This window comes from Mycobacterium sp. NPDC050441, from assembly GCF_040655355.1.
GTDB lineage: Bacteria > Actinomycetota > Actinomycetes > Mycobacteriales > Mycobacteriaceae > Mycobacterium.
The window spans coordinates 182849-199671 of sequence record NZ_JBFAJS010000006.1 but is presented as its reverse complement, the minus strand read 5'-3'; the positions used below and the strand labels follow the sequence as shown (position 1 = coordinate 199671).

The window sequence follows — 16823 nt, the reverse complement described above, 5'->3', positions numbered from 1 at the left end:
CGGCCGGTAGGGTGGGCGCCGCAGGTCGGAGAGGCGCCCCGCGCGGGCGGCAGAATGATGTTTCAAACGGCAGTGGATTTCGCACCCGGGGCACCGGTGCGCGCCGAGGTCATGGCGATCGGTTGCACCAACCTGCACATGCACCCGAATGCCGTCGAGATCGTCTACGTCCTGCGTGGTCAGCTCCATGTGCGGGTCAGCTGCGAGGCGTTCGACCTCGAGCCAGGTGATTACGCGGTCATCAACCGCCGCGATCCGCACTACCTGGAAGGCTCGTCGGACAATGTCACCGCGGTCCTGCATCTCGACCTGGCCGCGTTCGAGGACGTTGATCCTTTCGCGCAGTTCATCGTATTCGCCTGCGAATCATTTGATCTCGCCCGCTACCGCAGGCAGGAAGCCCTCCTGCGCGGGCTGCTGCTCGGTCTCGTCGAAGATGCGCTGTCTTCACCCGAAGGTGTACCGGCGCCGGATACGCGCGACAAACCCGACGAGCTGATCCGGCTGCTGTGCACCGGCTACTCGCTGGAGCATTACTACAACCGCGACGCATCTATCAATGCCGGCCGGCGGGAGAAGTTCCTGACCATCTTTCGCCATCTGGTCGACCACGCCGACCAGCGCGATGTGCTCGAACTCATTGCCGCAGAGCAACACTACTCGAAGTCCTACATTTCACACCTGGTGAAAGAGGTCTCCGCCATCAGCTTCAGCGATCTGCTGGCTTTTCTGCGGGTGGCGTCGTCGGAGCGGTTGCTGCTGACGACGGACAGCACCGTCCAGGAGATATCCGCGGCCTGCGGCTTCTCCGATCTCAAGTATTTCACTCGTAGCTTCGTCGACTGGTTTCATCAGTCACCGACGGAGTACCGCCGGAGCTTGCGCCCGAAGATTCTGCGCGACAACACGATCTCTGCGATCACCGGGCAGGAGGCCCTCCGACTGGTCGGTGAGCATCGGCGCCGAGTGGCCTCCCCAGCTGAAGGCCCGAAGCTCAGCATCACGCCGCTTCTCCTGAAGAATCTCGGCTCACGTACCGATCTGTTCGACGCGATTCGGTCCCGCCCATCCGAGCCGAGCCCGCCAACGACCACCACATCACACCAAACCCACTCCGGGACAAAGCATCTTGTTCCGATCCGGATCGACAAGGCCGACCTCGACGCCGGCGGCCTGATCGACGGCCTCGCATCGTTCGATCAGATCAACACAAAACCGTGCCTGGTCGTGGAGTACAGCACCAAGGCCGGCACGGCGGCTCTGGTCAAGGCGCTTTCGACACGACTGTCACGAGCCTCGGTGTCAGACCCCGTCATCTGGCTGGCCTACCGGGCCGTACACGATCGAGCCGGGGTCGACGAGGTGGTGGCATGCGCCGCCGCCGAATTGGGTCTGGCCATTCAGCCGATCCTGATGCCCTGAGCACCAGCTTCGTCACGAGCTGAGCGTGGCGGCCACTGCCCACAGCGCGGCCAGATCCTCGGGCTCGGTCCGGATCGGGCTGAGCGCCACGTCCGTGGCACCGGCGTCGAGATAGCGTTGCAGCTGTGCCCGGACCTGCGCGGGCGACCCGACCGCGGCCAGTTCAGCGAGACTGGAAACCTGTTCGCGGGCAATGACTTTCTGATACGACGGAATGGTCGCATAGAACGCCAGTTTCTGCACGGCTGCGTCGCGGGCGGCATCGGCGTCGTCGGCGACAAGCGCCGGAACCATGGCTACCACGCGGGGTTGCGGCCGGCCCACTGCTGTGGCCGCCGCGGTGATCGTCGGCACGATGAACTCCCCCACTGTGCGCGGGCCGGCGAGGTACGGCAGTGTCCCGTCAGCCAATTCACCGGTCACCCGAAGGGCTTTCGGCCCCATCGCGGCCACGTACACCGGGACCGGGGCACCACCGGGCACATGCACGGGCCACTCGGGGTTCGCGGTGAACTCAGTGCCGTGGAAGTCGACCGCACCGTCGTGGAAGATCGCGCGAAGCACCTGGAGGTGCTCCCGCAACCGGCCCACGGGATCCGGCCACACCGTGCCGAATGCCCGGTGCTCGGGCGCATGCGAACCCAGGCCGAGTCCCAGCGTGAAATTGCCGTGGGTGCCGGCCTGCGCGGTCTGCGCCGCGGACGCCACCACCAGTGGGTGACGGGGATTGAGCGGCACCACCGAGGTGCCGACGCCGAGACCGGGCACCGCGGACCCGATCAATGCGGCCAGGGTGACGGCGTCGACGTCGAATTGCTGGGCAACCCAAATCTGGCGGACGCCGGCCGCATACGCGGTACGGGCCTGTGAGATCGCGGCATCGACGACATTGGGGGCGGACGGGTTCAGGGCGAGGACGACTCCGGTCGGCATACCTGCACCAACCGGCGGAGCAGGCGGGCCTATTCCGTTCTGCTCACGGTGCGCGTTACTCGCGACACCGCTCCCGCAAACTTTCCGGAGGCCAGTCGGCTACGCATTGGCAAGGCTCGGCTTATCGACCCATTCCGCGGCCACGAGATATTTGCCCCAGCAAATAGTTTGCCACGGGCGGTCGATCAAGATCAGCAGGTCTGGATATCTGTCATCTGACAAGTAGCTATCAAATTTTCCAGCGCAACGAAAAACGCCCACCCCTCACCGCCTCATGCGAAGGCTCGTAGTTTTCCCGACCGACACCCTCCCACTGCCAATGAGCAGCAATAAATTGGCAGACACCGACGAAAATATCTCGCCACGCCGTCTCGGTACGAACACGTTCCAGTTCGTTGCTTTCAGGCTTCTCTCAGGTACTGTCCCGGGTGTCCAAGATCACCCGCCGATAGGAACTAGATGTCAGTCACACTTCGCTCACCACTTACGACGGGAGTCGCCCTGGTCGGTGCGTGCGCCATCGCGCTCACACCGATAGCGGCTGCCCCAGCAGCAGTACCCATACCGGCAATCCAGTCGACAGCCGTTCAGCTAACCGCCGCGATTGATCCGCTGGACGCGTGGGTCAAGTTGTTCACCAACACCGGGGTCAGCGCGACGACACTCGGCGAGCAGATCCTGGCCGACCCGGCACCGATCCTGACCCAGATGCTGCACAACGGGGCCGGCCACGCCCAGACAATCGCCACCATCGTCCAGGGCATGGGCGACGGTGTGGTGCAGTGGGTGCAAGGCCTGCCCGGGTATGCGGACGCGGTGAAGGGCGCACTGGACCAAGGCCAGTTCGACCAGGCCATCATGCAGATGGTGTATCCGCTGTTCGGGCTGGCGATTGGTGTCGCGATGCCGCTGATGTCGCTGTCGTCGATCACCGTCGGCATCACCGGGAACCTCTACAACGTGGCCCAGACCATCGCCAACCCGATGACGTTGTTCGGCACCGTGCTCGGCACGCTGCAGATCATGTCGAGCACCGCCGGCCAGCTCGGTGTCGGCGTGCAGGCCTTCGCCGACGCGGTGAAGGCCGGCGACGCAGTCGCGGCGGTGAACGCCCTGATCGCCACACCGGCCTTGGTTCTCAATGGCCTGATCAACGGCACCGAATACACGCCCGGAATCCTGACGCCCGAAAACCCCACGATGTCCCCGTTGCCCGGCCCCATCGCCGGTGTGATGGTGCAGGTCCGTCGTGCCATCGCCCAGGCGCTCGGCGCCCCGGCACCCGCGTCGACGATGGCGTTGCGCGCCACGCCCGATTCTGTGGCCCCCGACAGCCCAGCGGCCCTGCCGTCGTCGGTGGCCAACGCTGTCGCGGTCAACCTCACCACAGCACCCGAGGCCAAGGTGAACGTCTCCGAGGCCCCGGCCGAGGAGGCACCGGCCGAGGACGCTCCGAAGACCGACACCGCCGACGACACGGTGACGAAGACGGCAGCGGACACCGAAACCAACGAAAAGGCAACGGTTTCAGACGGCACCACCGCCGACACCGCCGACACCGCAGCTGACACAACCAGCACCAGCGGCGTCCAGGCACCCGCCAAGGTGCAGTCCGCCAAGCCCGACGAGAAGATTCGCGGCGATATCAAGAAGTCCGCCGATTCGGTTGGCAAGAAGGTGAATTCGACGGTCTCCAAGATCCGCGACGGGCTCAAGAAGGGCATTGCCAAGCCCGCCAAGCCGAGCAAGACGAAGGCCGAGAGCGGCGCGGGCAGCGCCAGTTCCAGTGAGGGCAGCAAGTAACCGCACCCCATAGCCGTCGGCCCCGCCATCCTCCACCGGCGGGGCCGACTTGCTGGAGCGCTAAGAACTCGGCAGGGCGACGCTCACCACTGCCGTGAATTCCTCATGACACGCTGACGCAACCGCTCGATGGCGACGTCGAGAACAAGTGTCTTTGCGCGCTTGATGAGGAACTCCGGAATCGGCATCGCGAGGTCGACGATGATGTCGAACCGCACCCGCGTCCTGTCCACCTCGGGCGTCAAGTTGTATTCGACGTGCTGACCACGCTGCTGGAGGTTCGCTTCGGCATCCCAGACCATCCAGTTGTCGCCCCAGTGGAACTCGAGCAGCTCTTTGTCCGTGATGCCCATCAACCGCATCGTTGCCCTGACATGGTGGGGCCTGCCGTCTGGATAGCGGTCGATGACCTTGACGCGACGGTGCACCGCAGACCAGGACGGGAGCGCGTCTACGTCGGCGAGCACTTCCATGATCGCCTCCGGCGGGGCGTCGAAGACCGCCTCGCGTGATGCCTGCACGGCCACGCCCCCAAATCTAGCGAAGTGTGCCGCCCAATGCTGCGGTTCTCCGCTTTGAGGACTGCCGACAATCAGTTGGGTTGCCGCGCAACGATCACCGGCGCGGTGGATGAATGCACCACCGCGGAACTGACCGAGCCGAGCAGCATCCCGGCGAATCCACCACGACCCCGGTTACCGACCACCACGAGCTGCGCGGTTTCGGCCTGAGCCAGCAGTTGTCGACCCGGCTCATCGGGCATGACCACCCGACGGACCGCGACATCGGGATACCGCTCACCCCACCCTGCCAGCTGTTCAGCCAACGCACGCTCGGCCTCGGCGCTCAGATCATCCCACTTGACGGCGGGGAATTCGAAGTTCAGGTCCGTCCAGGTGTGAAGGACCACGAGCTCCACACCGCGCCGCGACGCCTCGTCGAACGCGATCGCGGTGGCGAGCTCAGACGCGGGCGACCCGTCGACCCCGACTACCACGGGCGCCGTCAGCGGGCGTTCGTTCTGGGGAATCACCGCCACCGGCCCGTGGGCGTAGTGTGCCAGGCTCGAGCTCACCGATCCGAGCAACCGGCGTCCCCATTTACTCAGGCCGCGGGAACCCACGACCACCAGTTCAGCACGTCGCGAGTACTCGATCAGCGTCGCAACCGCATGCCCCGGAACAGCTTTGGCAATGACCTGAAGCGGGTGCGCCCCGGCCGCTTCCACAGCGACCCGTTGGGCGGCATCGAGGACGTCCTGACCCAGCTCGTCCTGATAATCCCAATAATCCTGGGGCAGGGCCACATCCAACCAGACCGGCGACATGGCACCCGGCAGTGCGTGCACCAACGTGAGCTCGACGCCCCGCAATGCCGCATCCCGAGCAGCCCACACCACTGCGTGGTCCGATGCCGGCGACCCGTCAACCCCGACCACGATGCCGCGCCGGACGTCGTGTTCACTCATGCGAATCTCCTTGTGCCCGGCAGATCATCACCGGTACCGGGCTGTGGTGCAGCAGGTTCAGACTCGTCGAACCCAGGAACACGCCGGCCAGCGCGTTGCGGCCCCGAGATCCGACCACCACGAGCCCGGAGTCCTCGACGTGCTTCAGCAGGGCCTTGCCGGGCGATGCGGGCTCGACGAAGCATTTGGCTGTGACGGCGGGGTGGCGCTTGTTGTGGACGTCGACTGTCTCGGTCAGCGCCGCCAGCTCGGCGGACTCCACACCGTCCCAGTCGATCAGCAGTGGGATGGTGACACCGGTCTCGGCCGGGGCGGCCAACGACAGTGACCGCACGGCGGTGAGCGCCAGCTTGAACCGATCCGCGAACTCGAACGCCGTGCTCAGCGCGGCCTGCGCGGCGGGACTGTCGTCGACCCCGACGACGACCGGGCCGTCCCCCGGGGCGACCCGGTCCCCGCGGAAGGCGACCACCGGGCACGCGGCCCGCGTCGCCACGGCCAGCGCCGTCGACCCGATCAACAGGGCCGCCGCCGGTGTCACCGTCTTACCGCCGAGGACGACGAGGCGCGCCCCCCGGCTGGCCTCGATCAGCACCTCGTCGGCGGGTTCGTTGAACGAGACCGTGGACACCGACAGCTCGGGATTGTCAGCGCGCACGGCCTCGTCCGCAGCCTTGAGGAACGCCTCGGCCATGTCGCGCTGATACGACATCATCGCCGCGGTCAGGGCGGCCGCGGTCTGGGTCAGGTTGCGGCCGATCGACGGTAGGGCGTGCACGATGCGCAGCGGCGCGCCGAGCTGCGAGGCGACCGCGCCGGCCCAGCGCGCCGCGTTCAGCGCGCCGTCGCTGCCGTTGATTCCGACTACTACTGGTGCATCCGAGGAAGTCACACCCTCATCGTGGCCGCTTCTGAGCTCGATCGCCAGGGCATAAAGGCCCTAGGTGCCGGTCAGGTCCAGCCGATGTCGGCGATGTCGGTGCTCGACTGCGGCGGCCGGCCGGGTGTTCCCGGCGGGGTCCGCGAGAACCGCGGGGCGGGGGCCGCCTGTGCGACACCGTCTACGGTGACCAGGGTCGACCGGGCCAGCAGATGCTCGCCTTCGGCGGCCTCACCCCAGGTGAGCACCGGTGTCACACACGCATCGGTACCCGCGAAGATCTCGGTCCACTCGTCGCGGGTCTTGGTGGCGAACCGCTCGGTGAAGATGGCCCGCATCTCGTCATAGCGGGCCAGTTCGAACTGCCCGGGGATCTCGCCGGCGCCCAGTCCGAGACCGGCAACCAGTTGCGCGAAGAACTGCGGCTCGATCGAACCGACGGCCATGTAGCCGCCGTCAGAGGTCTCGTAGGTCCGGTAGTACGGGGCGCCGCCGTCGAGCAGGAACGACTCGCGTTCGTCGCGCAACGATCCGGTGGCCCGCATCGTCCACATCATCTGCGCCAGCATGCTGACCCCGTCGACCATCGCGGCATCGATCACCTGCCCCTTGCCGGAGCGTTCCCGTTCGTACAGCGCGGTGACGATACCGATCAGCACCAGCATCGAGCCGCCGCCGAAATCGGCGACAAGGTTGAGCGGGGCAACCGGTGGGCGGTCGCGGTAGCCGATCGCGCTCAGCGCGCCGGTCTGCGACAGGTAGTTGATGTCGTGGCCCGCCGTGGTGGCCAGCGGCCCGTCCTGGCCCCAGCCGGTGATCCGGGCGAAGATCAGCCGCGGGTTGACGGCTTCACACTCGGCCGGCCCGATGCCGAGACGTTCGCAGGTGCCGGGACGGAAACAGTCCAGCAGCACATCGGCTTTGGCGACCAGCTCCAGCAGCTTGCCCGGTTCGTTCTTCACATCGAGGTCGACGATGCGCTTGCCGCGGTGCATCAGGTCGACATTCTCGGCGGGCATGGTCAGGCCACCGGGACGGCGCACCCGCACCACGTCGGCACCCAGGTCCGAGAGCATCATGGCGGCGTGCGGTCCGGGGCCGATGCCCCCGAGTTCGATAACTCGCACTCCGGCGAGCGGTCCGGTGTTGGTCATGCGAGGCACACTAAGGCATGGGCGAATACGGCTACACCGTCGGCGACTACCTGCTGGACCGGCTTGCCGAACTGGGGGTGACCGAGGTTTTCGGCGTCCCCGGCGACTATCAGCTGGAATTCCTCGACCACATCCTCGCCCACCCGACGCTGCGCTGGGTGGGCGGCGCCAACGAGCTCAACGCCGGCTACGCCGCCGATGGCTACGGTCGGCTGCGCGGCATGGCCGCCCTGGTCACCACATTCGGGGTCGGTGAGTTGTCGGCGGCGAATGCGATTGCCGGCAGTTACGCCGAACATGTGCCGGTGGTGCACATCGTCGGCGCGCCGTCCAAGGATTCCCAGGCGGCCCGTCGGATCGTGCACCACACCCTGGGCGACGGGGACTTCGAGCACTTTCTGCGGATCAGTCGCGAGATCACCTGTGCTCAGGCGAATCTGGCGCCGGCGACGGCGACGCGCGAGATCGACCGGGTGCTCTCGGAGGTACGCGAGCAGAAGCGGCCCGGCTACCTGTTGCTCGCTACGGACGTGGCCCGATTCCCCACCGAACCTCCCGCCGCACCGCTGCCCCGCTACACCGGCGGCACCAGTCCGCGTGCGCTGTCGATGTTCACCGCGGCGGCCGCCGAGTTGATCGATGATCACCGGCTGACCGTGCTCGCCGATTTCCTGGTGCACCGGATGGACTGCGTCGACGAACTCAGTGCACTACTGGCGGTCGACACGGTCGGGCACGCCACGTTGATGTGGGGCAAGAGCCTGGTCGACGAGAGCTCACCCAACTATCTGGGTATCTATGCCGGTGCGGCCAGCGAGGATTCGGTGCGTGAGGCGATCGAGGACGCTCCGGTGCTGGTGACCGCGGGCGTGTTGTTCACCGACATGGTCAGCGGGTTCTTCAGCCAACGCATCGACCCGGCCCGCACCATCGACATCGGCGTCAACCAGAGCGTCGTGGCCGGGCAGGTCTACGCCCCGCTGGACATGTCGGCCGCGCTCGACGCCGTCACCGCGATCCTCACCGAGCGCGGCATCACCACACCGGCGCTGCCGCCGCTGCCCACTCGGACGCACAGCGACCCGCCCGGACGCGATGCCGCGTTGACTCAGGAAATCTTGTGGGACAGGCTTTCTGAGGCACTCACCCCGGGCAATGTGGTGCTCGCCGATCAGGGCACGTCGTTCTACGGAATGGCCGGACACCGATTGGCGTCGGGAGTGACGTTCATCGGCCAACCACTGTGGGGTTCGATCGGTTACACGCTGCCCGCCGCGCTCGGAGCCGGGGTGGCCGACCGGGACCGCCGCACGGTGCTGCTCATCGGTGACGGCGCCGCCCAGCTGACCATTCAGGAACTCGGGGCGTTCGGCCGTGAGGGCCTCGCCCCCGTCGTGGTGGTGGTCAACAACGACGGCTACACCGTCGAACGCGCAATCCACGGTGTCACAGCCGAATACAACGACATCACCGGATGGCGCTGGACCGAACTGCCCGCGGCGCTGGGCGTCTCCGATGCGCTCACCTTCCGGGCCAGTACCTACGGCGAACTCGACGATGCGCTGACCGCCGCGGCGGACACTCCGGAGCGCATGGTGTTCCTGGAGGTGATGCTGGGCCGGATGGACATCCCGCCGCTGTTGACCGAGTTGGCGCAGTCCGCCTCGGACGCCAACTCGAGCTGAGCGGCTAGCCCTTCTTGACCTTGAGCACCTGCTTGCGCAGGCCTTCGGTGGCGGTCTCCACGCCGCCCTTCATGGTCCGCTTGAGGATGAAGCCCGGCAGCGGCACCGACAGATCGATGGAGATGTCGAACCGCACCTTGGTCTTGTCCCCGTCGGGCGTCAGGGTGTAGCTGGCGTCCTGGGCCTTGAGCTGGCCGGCACGCACCAACGTCCAGCTGACCTTGTTCTCGCTCCAGGTGTATTCGATGACCTGTTCGTCGGTCAGCCCGGCGGCCTTGACCGTCATCTTCACCTGCTTGGGCCGGCCGTCGTCGTAGGACTCGAGGATCTCAGCGCGTTGGTACTGCGGCGACCAGCTCGGTGTCGCCTCGACATCGGCGACGACGTCGAGGATCTCCTGTGGGGTCGCCTCGATCACTACTTCACGGGAATCGCTGGTTGCCATGCGGCGAGATTACCCGGGGCTACGCTCACCGATATGAGTAATCCCGTCGATCCGAGCGCCCTCCCCAGCGGAACCGGATGCGCGGAGTGCACCGTCGCCGGAGGCTGGTGGGTGCATCTACGGCGCTGCGCGGCGTGCGGGCATATCGGTTGCTGTGATGATTCGTTGGCCCGTCACGCGTCGGCGCATTGGCGCGAGACCGGGCATCCGATCATCCGCTCGTTCGAGCCGGGCGAGGACTGGTTCTGGGACTTCGAGACCAACCAGTACTACGACGGGCCCGAGCTTGCACCGCCACAGCATCATCCGGAAGACCAGCCGGTACCCGGACCGAAGGGGCAGGTGCCCACGGACTGGGTCGACCAGCTGAACAACCGCTAGTCGCCCAGCACCGCCTTGGCCGCGTTGTAGCCGGGGATGAAGGTGATCCCCGGGCCACCGTGGCAGCCCGCGCTGGCCAGATACAGACCGTCAATGGGAATCGGTTGACCGACATACCCTTTGGGTCCGGGGCGGTTGGGACCCATCTGCTCGGGATGGATCAAGCCGTGGCAGTAGTCGCCGCCCGGCGCACCGAACATCGTTCCCATGTGGCGCGGCGTGAAGGTGGTGTGCCGGAGGATCCGCCGCTCGAAATCCGGTGCCAACCGGGTGATCTTCTCGATGACCCGCCGGCCCATCTCATCCTTGAGCTCGCCGTAACCGGATGCGGACTCCTCGACCGGAAACCACAGCGCGAACGCCGAGGCGGCATGCTTGCCCGCCGGGGCCAGCGTCGGATCGTGGGCCGACGGGATCTGGAAGGCGATCGCGGGATCGGCAGGCACGATCCCGCGGCGGGCCTCCTGCCACTGCTGCTGCAGTTCTTCCGGAGTACTGAAAATGCCGATGGCAGCCTGCATTTCAGGGTCATTGAGCAATTCGTACGGAGCATCGAAGGTAGGGGCTCCGTCGAGAGCGAAATGCATCTGCAGATAGCTGCCGCGATGGTCGATTCGGGTGAACCGCTCACGCACCTCGCCCGGCAGCGCCTCGGGGTCGATCAGCTTGGTGATCGTGGTGTCCGGGGCGATCGCCGACACCACGACGGGAGCGGTGATCGTGGTGCCGTCGGCCAGTCGCACTCCGGTGATCCGGCCGTCGTCGACCGATATCCGGTCCACGCTGCTGCGCAACCGCAGTTCGCCCCCGGCGGCGGTGAGCAGGGCGTGCAGATGATCGGTCAGGGCGCCGATCCCGCCCACCAGTTTCTTCATCAGCACGGCGTTCTCGTCGGGCACCGCCAGGCCATAGGCCAGGGCGGCCGCACTGCCCGGCGTCTCGGGCCCGCGGTAGGTGGTGTTGACCGCCAGGAAGGCCAGCATGCCGCGCAACGCGCCGTGCTTGTCCTTGTCCGGCAGGTATCGGTCCAGGACATCACTGACCGATCCGAACAGCAGGTCGTCGATGGCCGCCCGCTCGGATTCCGTTGCCGCGCAGGCATACATCTCATCGAGCGTGCGGGACGGGCGGCCCGCGTCGAACCGGCCCAGTGCCCGGGTCGGCGCCAGGCTCCAGGCCATCAGGCCCGCCATGCCGGCCACCGCGTCGGCACCGTGAACCTCACCGAGGTGGCCCAGCATCTTCATCGGGTCCGCGTAGTAGACGACCGGCGGGTCACCGATTCCGCGTAGCGAAACCGACATGACCTCCAGGTCCACGGTCGGCAAGGTGTCCAGACCGAGCTCGGCGCTGACCACGGCGGAGGTGGGGAACTGCAACGACCCGGCGATCTCGAAGCGGTAGCCGTCGAAAAGCTCGACGGTCGAGGCCATCCCGCCGGCATATCGCTTGGCCTCCAGGCACAGGGTGCGCATTCCGGCCCGGGCCAACAGGGCCGCCGCGGCCAGCCCGTTGTGTCCGGCGCCGATCACGATCACGTCGTATTCCGCCATCGACTGAGGCTGACACCGAGCCCGATGTTTTGTCAATAATGACAAAACATCGGCCCACCGGCGCTGAGCCCGGGCTCACTCCAGCCCGGAGCGCAACGCCTCCAGCGCAGTCCGGCACATGCGCGCCAGCTCGGGCAGTGAGCGCTCCCCCGCCTCGTTGCCGACCATCCACAACTCCATGGCACCGAACACCGAAGCCGCGACGCATCGGGCGGTCACCACGATCCGCAGTCGGTCATCCCCCTGCGGCACCTGGCGCCGGCGTGCCACCAGCAGTTCGGCCACCGCGTCGGCGAAGTCCGATTCGACCTGGCGGATATGGCGCACGATCCGGTCGGGGTCGAGTTCCACCGCGCGCATGCTGGCGATTTTCGTCACCGCATCGACGTCGTACGGGAAGGCCAGGATCGACGATTGCACCGAGTCGAGGACCGATTCGGTGGCCGGACGCTCGGCCAGAGCGGCGCGAAACCAGTGCAGGCCTGCGTCGTAATCGGCGAACAGCAGGTCGTGTTTGGAGGTGAAATGCCGATAGAACGTGCGTAGGGAGACCCCGGCGTCGGCGGCGATCTGTTCGGCCGAGGTGTCCTCGACACCCTGGGCGAGGAATCGCACCAATGCGGCCTGACGCAGCGCCTCACGCGTGCGCTCACTGCGCGCGGTCTGCGCCGGCCTGGCCATGGGAGTGAAATTACCGCATCAGGCCGTGATCCCACGGCGCCGCGAAATGTCAATATTGACAAAACTTCCGATCGCGAGTGTGCTCACGCCATGGTGTCGCTCATCGTTCATGCAATTCTGGGCGTGGCCGTCGTCGCGCTCGTGATCCGCCTCAATCCAGGCATCTTCGCCCGCCCGCCCGGGCCGGCGCTGTCCCGGGTCGAACTGGCCTTCTACGTCGTCGGCCTCGCATCGATCCCGATCTGCTGGTACTTCAACATGCAGTTCGTCGCGCAGTACGCCCAACCGGGCGGCAATCCGATCTGGGGCCCGGGAAGTTGGGAGGAGTTCATCGCGCTCGGGTACACCAACCCCGCCGCCGGGTCCGCCAGCGCGGACTACACAATCGCCAATGTCATTCTGCTGCCGCTGTTTACGATCATCGACGGACTGCGCCGCGGCATCCGCCACCCGTGGCTGTTCTTCGTCGCGAGCCTGTTCACCAGCTTCGCGTTCGCATTCGCCTTCTACTTCGCCACCATCGAACGGCAGCGCCGTCACCAGCAGGCCGAGGTCGTGGTCAGCTGAGCGGTGTCAGCATCGCGGTGCAGGCCAGCACCGCGTCCTCGATGATCTCCCCCACCTCGCCGCCGCTCTCGACGGTCATCGCCGTGAGCTCGCGCAACCCACCGATCATCATGATGGTGCGGCCCCGTGAGATCGACACTCCGGCCGAGCGGAACGCTTCGGAGCTCGTCATCACCTGCACCATGGCGACGAAATTCTCCATCGACTCGCGTTGCAGCGCCCGTGCCGCGGCCCCCATGGTCGGCAGATCACGAATCCAGGCCAGCATCAACTCGGGGTGGGCCTGATACGAGCCGATCCACGCCTCGACCGCCTGGCGGACCTGAGCCTGCCACGGCGCCTGCCTGTCGACCACCCCGGCGATTTCCCGCACGTGCTTGGTGTTGACCGTGGTCAGCAGCGCAACGAAGCACTCCTCACGGCTGGCGAAGTGCTCATAGAAGGTGCGGCGCGACGTCTTGGCCCGGCGCACGATGTCGGCGACCGTGGTGTTCTGATAGCCGTCCTCGACGACCGACTGAATCATGGCATCGAGCAGCCGCGACCGGAACGCGCTCTTGTCGGCCTCAACCGACGTCGTGGGACTGTTCATCTCGGGCTGCCATGGTAATGCCGGTCAGCGACGGACGGTGGGGCTATGGCCGACGCTGGACCGCGCACCCGGGCTGGCAGCCGGTGGCCTGTTCTGCCGGAAGCTGAGACAGACGCCGAGATTGCCGCCCACACACGGCACACCGTTGACGGTCGGCACTGGTCCACCGGAACGGTTGCCGGTCGGATCAAGGGCGGCCGGTTCAGCGGCGACAGACGGCGCGAGCACCACCGCCAGCGCGACAACACCCAACACGATCCTGCCCATTCCTGCAGCGTAACCCCGCTGGTCAGCCGATCGGGGTCACCGGGCTCAGGACATCGCGCACGAACTGCGCGATGTTCACCGACGGGTTCCCGTCCGGGAAGCTCACCGTGGCCAGCACATTGCCGCCCGCGTTCGCGAAGTTCTGATCTGCGCGGCCCTGATGCGTCGAAGAGGTCACCACGATGATCCCGGTGGCCCCGGCCTTCTTGGCCAGCGGCACCGAGAACTGTGCGTTCTGCACGGTGCTGTTGGCCTTGTCCTCGACGATGATCCGGTTGGCCGGGAATCCCAGCATGAGAAGCAGATTGCGCATCTGCGCCGCCTCGGTCTGACCGTTCTGAGGGTTGCCGCCGGTGACGATGACGGGCGATTGCGGGAACGACTGCGCGATCGCGAGCCCGGTGAGCACACGGTGATACAGGATGGCGCGCATCGACCCGTCGGGTTTCAGCCCGTAGCCCAGGATGACGATGGCGGGCTTGGTGAAGTCCTTGCCGGCCACCGGTGGGACGGCCTGGGCGATGGCCGGGGTCAGCCCGCCAAACGCCACCGTCACCGCCAGGACAGTTGCCGCCAACCCTCGGCGCACGGTCTCACCCCCGAAAAATTTGCGACACGCGTGATTATCGATGCCTGTGGGGGCAATGTTACAGATAGGGTCCGTGAGGCGCAGTGTGCCTACTGTGAACTCCCGCCACCCTGACCAGCGCTACCGAACACCGTCTTCGGACCGGCAGGGCATTGGCGTTACGCGCAAACCCATGACTCGACAACGGTTTTCGCATTCGGCGTACACCCGTTGGCGGCACGAATTTTCCTCATTCAACAGCCAACAACCCCTCACCAACTGCTGTCCCCCGCCGTGCACTCTGGCTGATTCAGCCGGGCCGTACGACGCAACGACCTGACTGAAAGTTGTGACCGGTAACGGGCACAGCCCCGGCACGGTGGTCTGAACCGAACACCAGGAGGTGACTGTGATGTCGATCGAGCAACTGACTGATTGGTACGCAACGGCCATGACCGCAGAAGCGAAGTGGTACCTGGCCGCACTGGTCGCAGCGGCGGTCTTCGCGGTTCTCTGGCGGACCGCCACTGCTCCGCGGCGACCGGCAAGCCAGGACCCGATCAGCCCGACCCAACTCGCCTACCTGCGATCGGACATCGCCCCGGTGGTCGCCGCCCTGGCCGGACTGCGTGCCAGTGGACGGATCACCGGCAACGGCCGGGTGGACCGCGCGGTGCCCGCCGGCCCGGAGGACGACCGATTCACCGAACAGACGCTGGCGCGGGTCGCCTCCGACGCGGACCACACAGTGCCTAGCCTGTACGCCGATTCCGGCGACGATCTCGCCGCGCTGGAAAAACAGCTGAGCGAGCGTGGTCTGCTCCGCAGCCAGTCCGAGCGGACCCGGATGCGCTGGGGTACGGCACCGTCGTTTGTCGTGCTGGCGATCGGCATCGGCTACTGCGTGTACCTGGCGACCCATGCCGAAGACCATCCGAGCTACGTGGTGCCGTTGGTGGTGCTGATCCTGGCGACGGTCGGCTACAGCGTCGCGGTGCTGCCCCGGCTGCTCACGGTGGACCGGTTGACGCGGGCGGGCCGGCAACGGCTGGCCGCTGAGCAGGGACGCCTGGCCTACCTCAATCCGGCCGAGCGCCCGGCGTTCGAAACGTATGGGCCGGTAGCCGTGGCCCTTTCGGTGGCGGTGTTCGGCACCGGAGCGCTGTGGGCGGTGGACTCCGACTACTCCAGTTCGGTACAGCTGGCCGGGGAGTCCTCCGGAGGCGGCGACGGTGGCGGCAGTGGCGGCAGTGGCGCCTCCTGTGGCGGCGACGGTGGTGGCTGCGGGAGCGGCTGCGGAGGTGGGTGCGGCGGCTGCGGAGGGTGCGGCGGATGACCACCGCGACCCGCGCCGTGCCCGCGCTGGGCGACGTGGGGCTGGGGTGGCGCCGCGAAATCGCCGGGCTGATAGCCGACCTCACGCCCGGGTTCTGTGAGGTGATCGCCGAAGCGGTGCCGATGCGGCGACGCCGGGCCCGGCCAGATCCAATGCTCGCCGGGCTCGCGGCCGCCGGAGTCCCCGTGATCCCGCACGGGGTCGCGCTGTCCCTGGGCGGTGTGGAACCGGTGCAGCCGGCCCGGGTCCGACGACTGGCGGCCTGCGCGGAGGCGCTGGGCTGCCCACTGGTCAGCGAGCACATCGCGTTCGTGCGGGGCGGCGGGATCGAGGCGGGGCACGTGCTGCCGGTGCCCCGCACCCGGGAAGCAGTGGATGTGTTGGCGCGGAACATCACCCGCACCTGCCGGCAGCTGCCGGTGCCACTGGCGGTGGAGAACATCGCCTCGTTCGTGGAATGGCCCGAGTCGGATCTCAGTGAATCGGAGTTCCTGACCGAGCTGGTCGAGCGCACCGACGTGCTACTGGTGCTCGACGTGGCGAATGTCTATGCCAATGCGCGGAATCGGGGCCTCGACCCGCAACGCGAGCTCGCCCGGCTCCCCGTCGAGCGGGTCGCCTACAGCCACGTCGCGGGTGGGCAGCAGGGTGACGACTTCTATCACGACACCCACACCGATCGGACGCCGCCGGAGGTGCTGGACCTGGTCACCGCACTACGTGAACGGGTGAACACCCCGTTCATGCTCGAGCGTGACGGGCGGTACCCACCGGCGGCGGAACTATTCGACGAGCTGGACGCGATCGCCACGGCCGCAGGGGCCGCGCCGATCACCTCCCATGCGCGAAAGGCGTGGGCATGAAAGACACCTTGGCTCAACGGCAGGAAGCCCTGGTCCGGGCGTTGGTTGCCGATGGCCCGGTGCCACCCGGGTTCGATCCGGCGGCAGTGGCCGCGGCAGGCAAGGTGTGTCGTCACAAGCGGGACGCGCACTCGGGTGCCGCCACTCGTCGGCGCCCGTGGTGGTCGGGTGCGCCGCTGACTACCAGACAAGCCTGACACGATGGTCAGGTGACAGCGGCCATCA

The 16823-nt window shown here is 66.8% G+C and carries 19 protein-coding genes; 8 read left to right on the top strand and 11 right to left on the bottom strand.

Annotation, left to right across the window (positions count from 1 at the left end):
* Positions 1-72 precede the first annotated feature (72 nt).
* Complete coding sequence (locus AB0I14_RS19345) at positions 73-1422, top strand: helix-turn-helix domain-containing protein (protein WP_358024913.1); 1350 nt, start codon at positions 73-75, stop codon at positions 1420-1422.
* Positions 1423-1434: 12 nt separating this feature from the next.
* Here the strand turns inward: AB0I14_RS19345 and AB0I14_RS19340 are convergent, their stop codons facing one another.
* Positions 1435-2355, bottom strand: a complete 921-nt coding sequence (locus AB0I14_RS19340) for an LLM class F420-dependent oxidoreductase (RefSeq protein WP_358024911.1) — start codon at positions 2353-2355, stop codon at positions 1435-1437.
* A 459-nt stretch (positions 2356-2814) separates the two neighbouring features.
* On the opposite strand from AB0I14_RS19340, the gene AB0I14_RS19335 reads away from it, so the two are divergent.
* Complete coding sequence (locus AB0I14_RS19335) at positions 2815-4158, top strand: hypothetical protein (protein ID WP_358024909.1); 1344 nt, start codon at positions 2815-2817, stop codon at positions 4156-4158.
* A gap of 83 nt (positions 4159-4241) precedes the next feature.
* Here AB0I14_RS19335 and AB0I14_RS19330 read toward each other — a convergent pair whose 3' ends face one another.
* From AB0I14_RS19330 to AB0I14_RS19315, 4 genes are all read right to left on the bottom strand, one after another.
* The gene (locus AB0I14_RS19330) at positions 4242-4685 is read right to left on the bottom strand and encodes an SRPBCC family protein (RefSeq protein ID WP_358024907.1); all 444 of its coding nucleotides are present in this window, start codon (positions 4683-4685) and stop codon (positions 4242-4244) included.
* 65 nt (positions 4686-4750) lie between these two features.
* On the bottom strand, positions 4751-5626 hold the full coding sequence (locus tag AB0I14_RS19325; RefSeq protein WP_358024905.1) for a universal stress protein: 876 nt from the start codon (positions 5624-5626) through the stop codon (positions 4751-4753).
* Positions 5619-6518: a universal stress protein gene (locus tag AB0I14_RS19320; RefSeq protein ID WP_358024903.1), complete on the bottom strand. Its 900-nt coding sequence runs from the start codon at positions 6516-6518 to the stop codon at positions 5619-5621. Before AB0I14_RS19320 ends, AB0I14_RS19325 begins: the two co-directional genes overlap by 8 nt.
* 59 nt (positions 6519-6577) lie before the next feature.
* Complete coding sequence (locus AB0I14_RS19315; protein WP_358024901.1) at positions 6578-7660, bottom strand: CaiB/BaiF CoA-transferase family protein; 1083 nt, start codon at positions 7658-7660, stop codon at positions 6578-6580.
* 17 nt (positions 7661-7677) lie between these two features.
* On the opposite strand from AB0I14_RS19315, the gene AB0I14_RS19310 reads away from it, so the two are divergent.
* The gene (locus AB0I14_RS19310) at positions 7678-9345 is read left to right on the top strand and encodes an alpha-keto acid decarboxylase family protein (protein WP_358024899.1); all 1668 of its coding nucleotides are present in this window, start codon (positions 7678-7680) and stop codon (positions 9343-9345) included.
* Between the two features lie 4 nt (positions 9346-9349).
* On the opposite strand, the gene AB0I14_RS19305 is transcribed toward AB0I14_RS19310, so the two are convergent.
* Complete coding sequence (locus tag AB0I14_RS19305) at positions 9350-9790, bottom strand: SRPBCC family protein (protein WP_064884881.1); 441 nt, start codon at positions 9788-9790, stop codon at positions 9350-9352.
* Positions 9791-9823: 33 nt separating this feature from the next.
* Here AB0I14_RS19305 and AB0I14_RS19300 point away from each other — a divergent pair, with 33 nt between their 5' ends.
* Entirely contained in the window at positions 9824-10171 is a 348-nt protein-coding gene (locus AB0I14_RS19300; protein WP_358024897.1) for a UBP-type zinc finger domain-containing protein, read from the top strand.
* Here the strand turns inward: AB0I14_RS19300 and AB0I14_RS19295 are convergent.
* Together AB0I14_RS19295 and AB0I14_RS19290 are read right to left on the bottom strand one after the other, a co-directional pair.
* Entirely contained in the window at positions 10168-11724 is a 1557-nt protein-coding gene (locus AB0I14_RS19295; protein WP_358024895.1) for an NAD(P)/FAD-dependent oxidoreductase, read from the bottom strand. The two genes, AB0I14_RS19300 and AB0I14_RS19295, sit on opposite strands and share 4 nt — an antisense overlap.
* Before the next feature lie 75 nt (positions 11725-11799).
* Positions 11800-12405 (bottom strand): TetR/AcrR family transcriptional regulator, encoded by a 606-nt coding sequence (locus AB0I14_RS19290; protein ID WP_358024893.1) that lies wholly within the window; start codon positions 12403-12405, stop codon positions 11800-11802.
* 90 nt (positions 12406-12495) lie between these two features.
* Here AB0I14_RS19290 and AB0I14_RS19285 point away from each other — a divergent pair, with 90 nt between their 5' ends.
* Positions 12496-12972, top strand: a complete 477-nt coding sequence (locus AB0I14_RS19285; RefSeq protein ID WP_358024891.1) for a DUF2834 domain-containing protein — start codon at positions 12496-12498, stop codon at positions 12970-12972.
* Here AB0I14_RS19285 and AB0I14_RS19280 read toward each other — a convergent pair.
* Genes AB0I14_RS19280 through AB0I14_RS19270 form a run of 3 tightly spaced genes read right to left on the bottom strand, consistent with a single transcriptional unit; the run spans position 12965 to position 14381 of the window.
* Positions 12965-13564, bottom strand: coding sequence for a TetR/AcrR family transcriptional regulator (locus tag AB0I14_RS19280; protein ID WP_358024888.1), 600 nt, complete (start codon positions 13562-13564; stop codon positions 12965-12967). The two genes, AB0I14_RS19285 and AB0I14_RS19280, sit on opposite strands and share 8 nt — an antisense overlap.
* A gap of 24 nt (positions 13565-13588) precedes the next feature.
* The gene (locus AB0I14_RS19275) at positions 13589-13831 is read right to left on the bottom strand and encodes a hypothetical protein (RefSeq protein ID WP_358024885.1); all 243 of its coding nucleotides are present in this window, start codon (positions 13829-13831) and stop codon (positions 13589-13591) included.
* 22 nt (positions 13832-13853) lie between these two features.
* On the bottom strand, positions 13854-14381 hold the full coding sequence (locus AB0I14_RS19270; RefSeq protein ID WP_358025476.1) for a YdcF family protein: 528 nt from the start codon (positions 14379-14381) through the stop codon (positions 13854-13856).
* 469 nt (positions 14382-14850) lie between these two features.
* On the opposite strand from AB0I14_RS19270, the gene AB0I14_RS19265 reads away from it, so the two are divergent.
* From AB0I14_RS19265 to AB0I14_RS19255, 3 genes are read left to right on the top strand one after another with little or no spacing between them, the layout of a single operon-like run.
* Positions 14851-15735 carry a TIGR04222 domain-containing membrane protein gene (locus AB0I14_RS19265; protein WP_358024882.1) on the top strand — a complete coding sequence of 295 codons (885 nt, stop codon included), beginning with the start codon at positions 14851-14853 and terminating at the stop codon, positions 15733-15735.
* Positions 15732-16598: a DUF692 domain-containing protein gene (locus AB0I14_RS19260; protein ID WP_358024879.1), complete on the top strand. Its 867-nt coding sequence runs from the start codon at positions 15732-15734 to the stop codon at positions 16596-16598. Before AB0I14_RS19265 ends, AB0I14_RS19260 begins: the two co-directional genes overlap by 4 nt.
* Positions 16595-16795, top strand: a complete 201-nt coding sequence (locus AB0I14_RS19255) for a hypothetical protein (RefSeq protein WP_358024876.1) — start codon at positions 16595-16597, stop codon at positions 16793-16795. The genes AB0I14_RS19260 and AB0I14_RS19255 overlap by 4 nt, the downstream gene beginning before the upstream one ends.
* Positions 16796-16823: the final 28 nt, after the last annotated feature.

Coding starts and splice junctions, on each gene's coding strand:
- AB0I14_RS19300 (WP_358024897.1), top strand. CDS start 9,824: ATGAGTAATCCCGTCGATCCGAGCGCCCTCCCCAGCGGAACCGGATGC.
- AB0I14_RS19280 (WP_358024888.1), bottom strand. CDS start 13,564: ATGAACAGTCCCACGACGTCGGTTGAGGCCGACAAGAGCGCGTTCCGG.
- AB0I14_RS19265 (WP_358024882.1), top strand. CDS start 14,851: ATGACCGCAGAAGCGAAGTGGTACCTGGCCGCACTGGTCGCAGCGGCG.
- AB0I14_RS19295 (WP_358024895.1), bottom strand. CDS start 11,724: ATGGCGGAATACGACGTGATCGTGATCGGCGCCGGACACAACGGGCTG.
- AB0I14_RS19315 (WP_358024901.1), bottom strand. CDS start 7,660: ATGACCAACACCGGACCGCTCGCCGGAGTGCGAGTTATCGAACTCGGG.
- AB0I14_RS19325 (WP_358024905.1), bottom strand. CDS start 5,626: ATGAGTGAACACGACGTCCGGCGCGGCATCGTGGTCGGGGTTGACGGG.
- AB0I14_RS19305 (WP_064884881.1), bottom strand. CDS start 9,790: ATGGCAACCAGCGATTCCCGTGAAGTAGTGATCGAGGCGACCCCACAG.
- AB0I14_RS19255 (WP_358024876.1), top strand. CDS start 16,595: ATGAAAGACACCTTGGCTCAACGGCAGGAAGCCCTGGTCCGGGCGTTG.
- AB0I14_RS19310 (WP_358024899.1), top strand. CDS start 7,678: ATGGGCGAATACGGCTACACCGTCGGCGACTACCTGCTGGACCGGCTT.
- AB0I14_RS19285 (WP_358024891.1), top strand. CDS start 12,496: ATGGTGTCGCTCATCGTTCATGCAATTCTGGGCGTGGCCGTCGTCGCG.
- AB0I14_RS19290 (WP_358024893.1), bottom strand. CDS start 12,405: ATGGCCAGGCCGGCGCAGACCGCGCGCAGTGAGCGCACGCGTGAGGCG.
- AB0I14_RS19340 (WP_358024911.1), bottom strand. CDS start 2,355: ATGCCGACCGGAGTCGTCCTCGCCCTGAACCCGTCCGCCCCCAATGTC.
- AB0I14_RS19260 (WP_358024879.1), top strand. CDS start 15,732: ATGACCACCGCGACCCGCGCCGTGCCCGCGCTGGGCGACGTGGGGCTG.
- AB0I14_RS19335 (WP_358024909.1), top strand. CDS start 2,815: ATGTCAGTCACACTTCGCTCACCACTTACGACGGGAGTCGCCCTGGTC.
- AB0I14_RS19275 (WP_358024885.1), bottom strand. CDS start 13,831: ATGGGCAGGATCGTGTTGGGTGTTGTCGCGCTGGCGGTGGTGCTCGCG.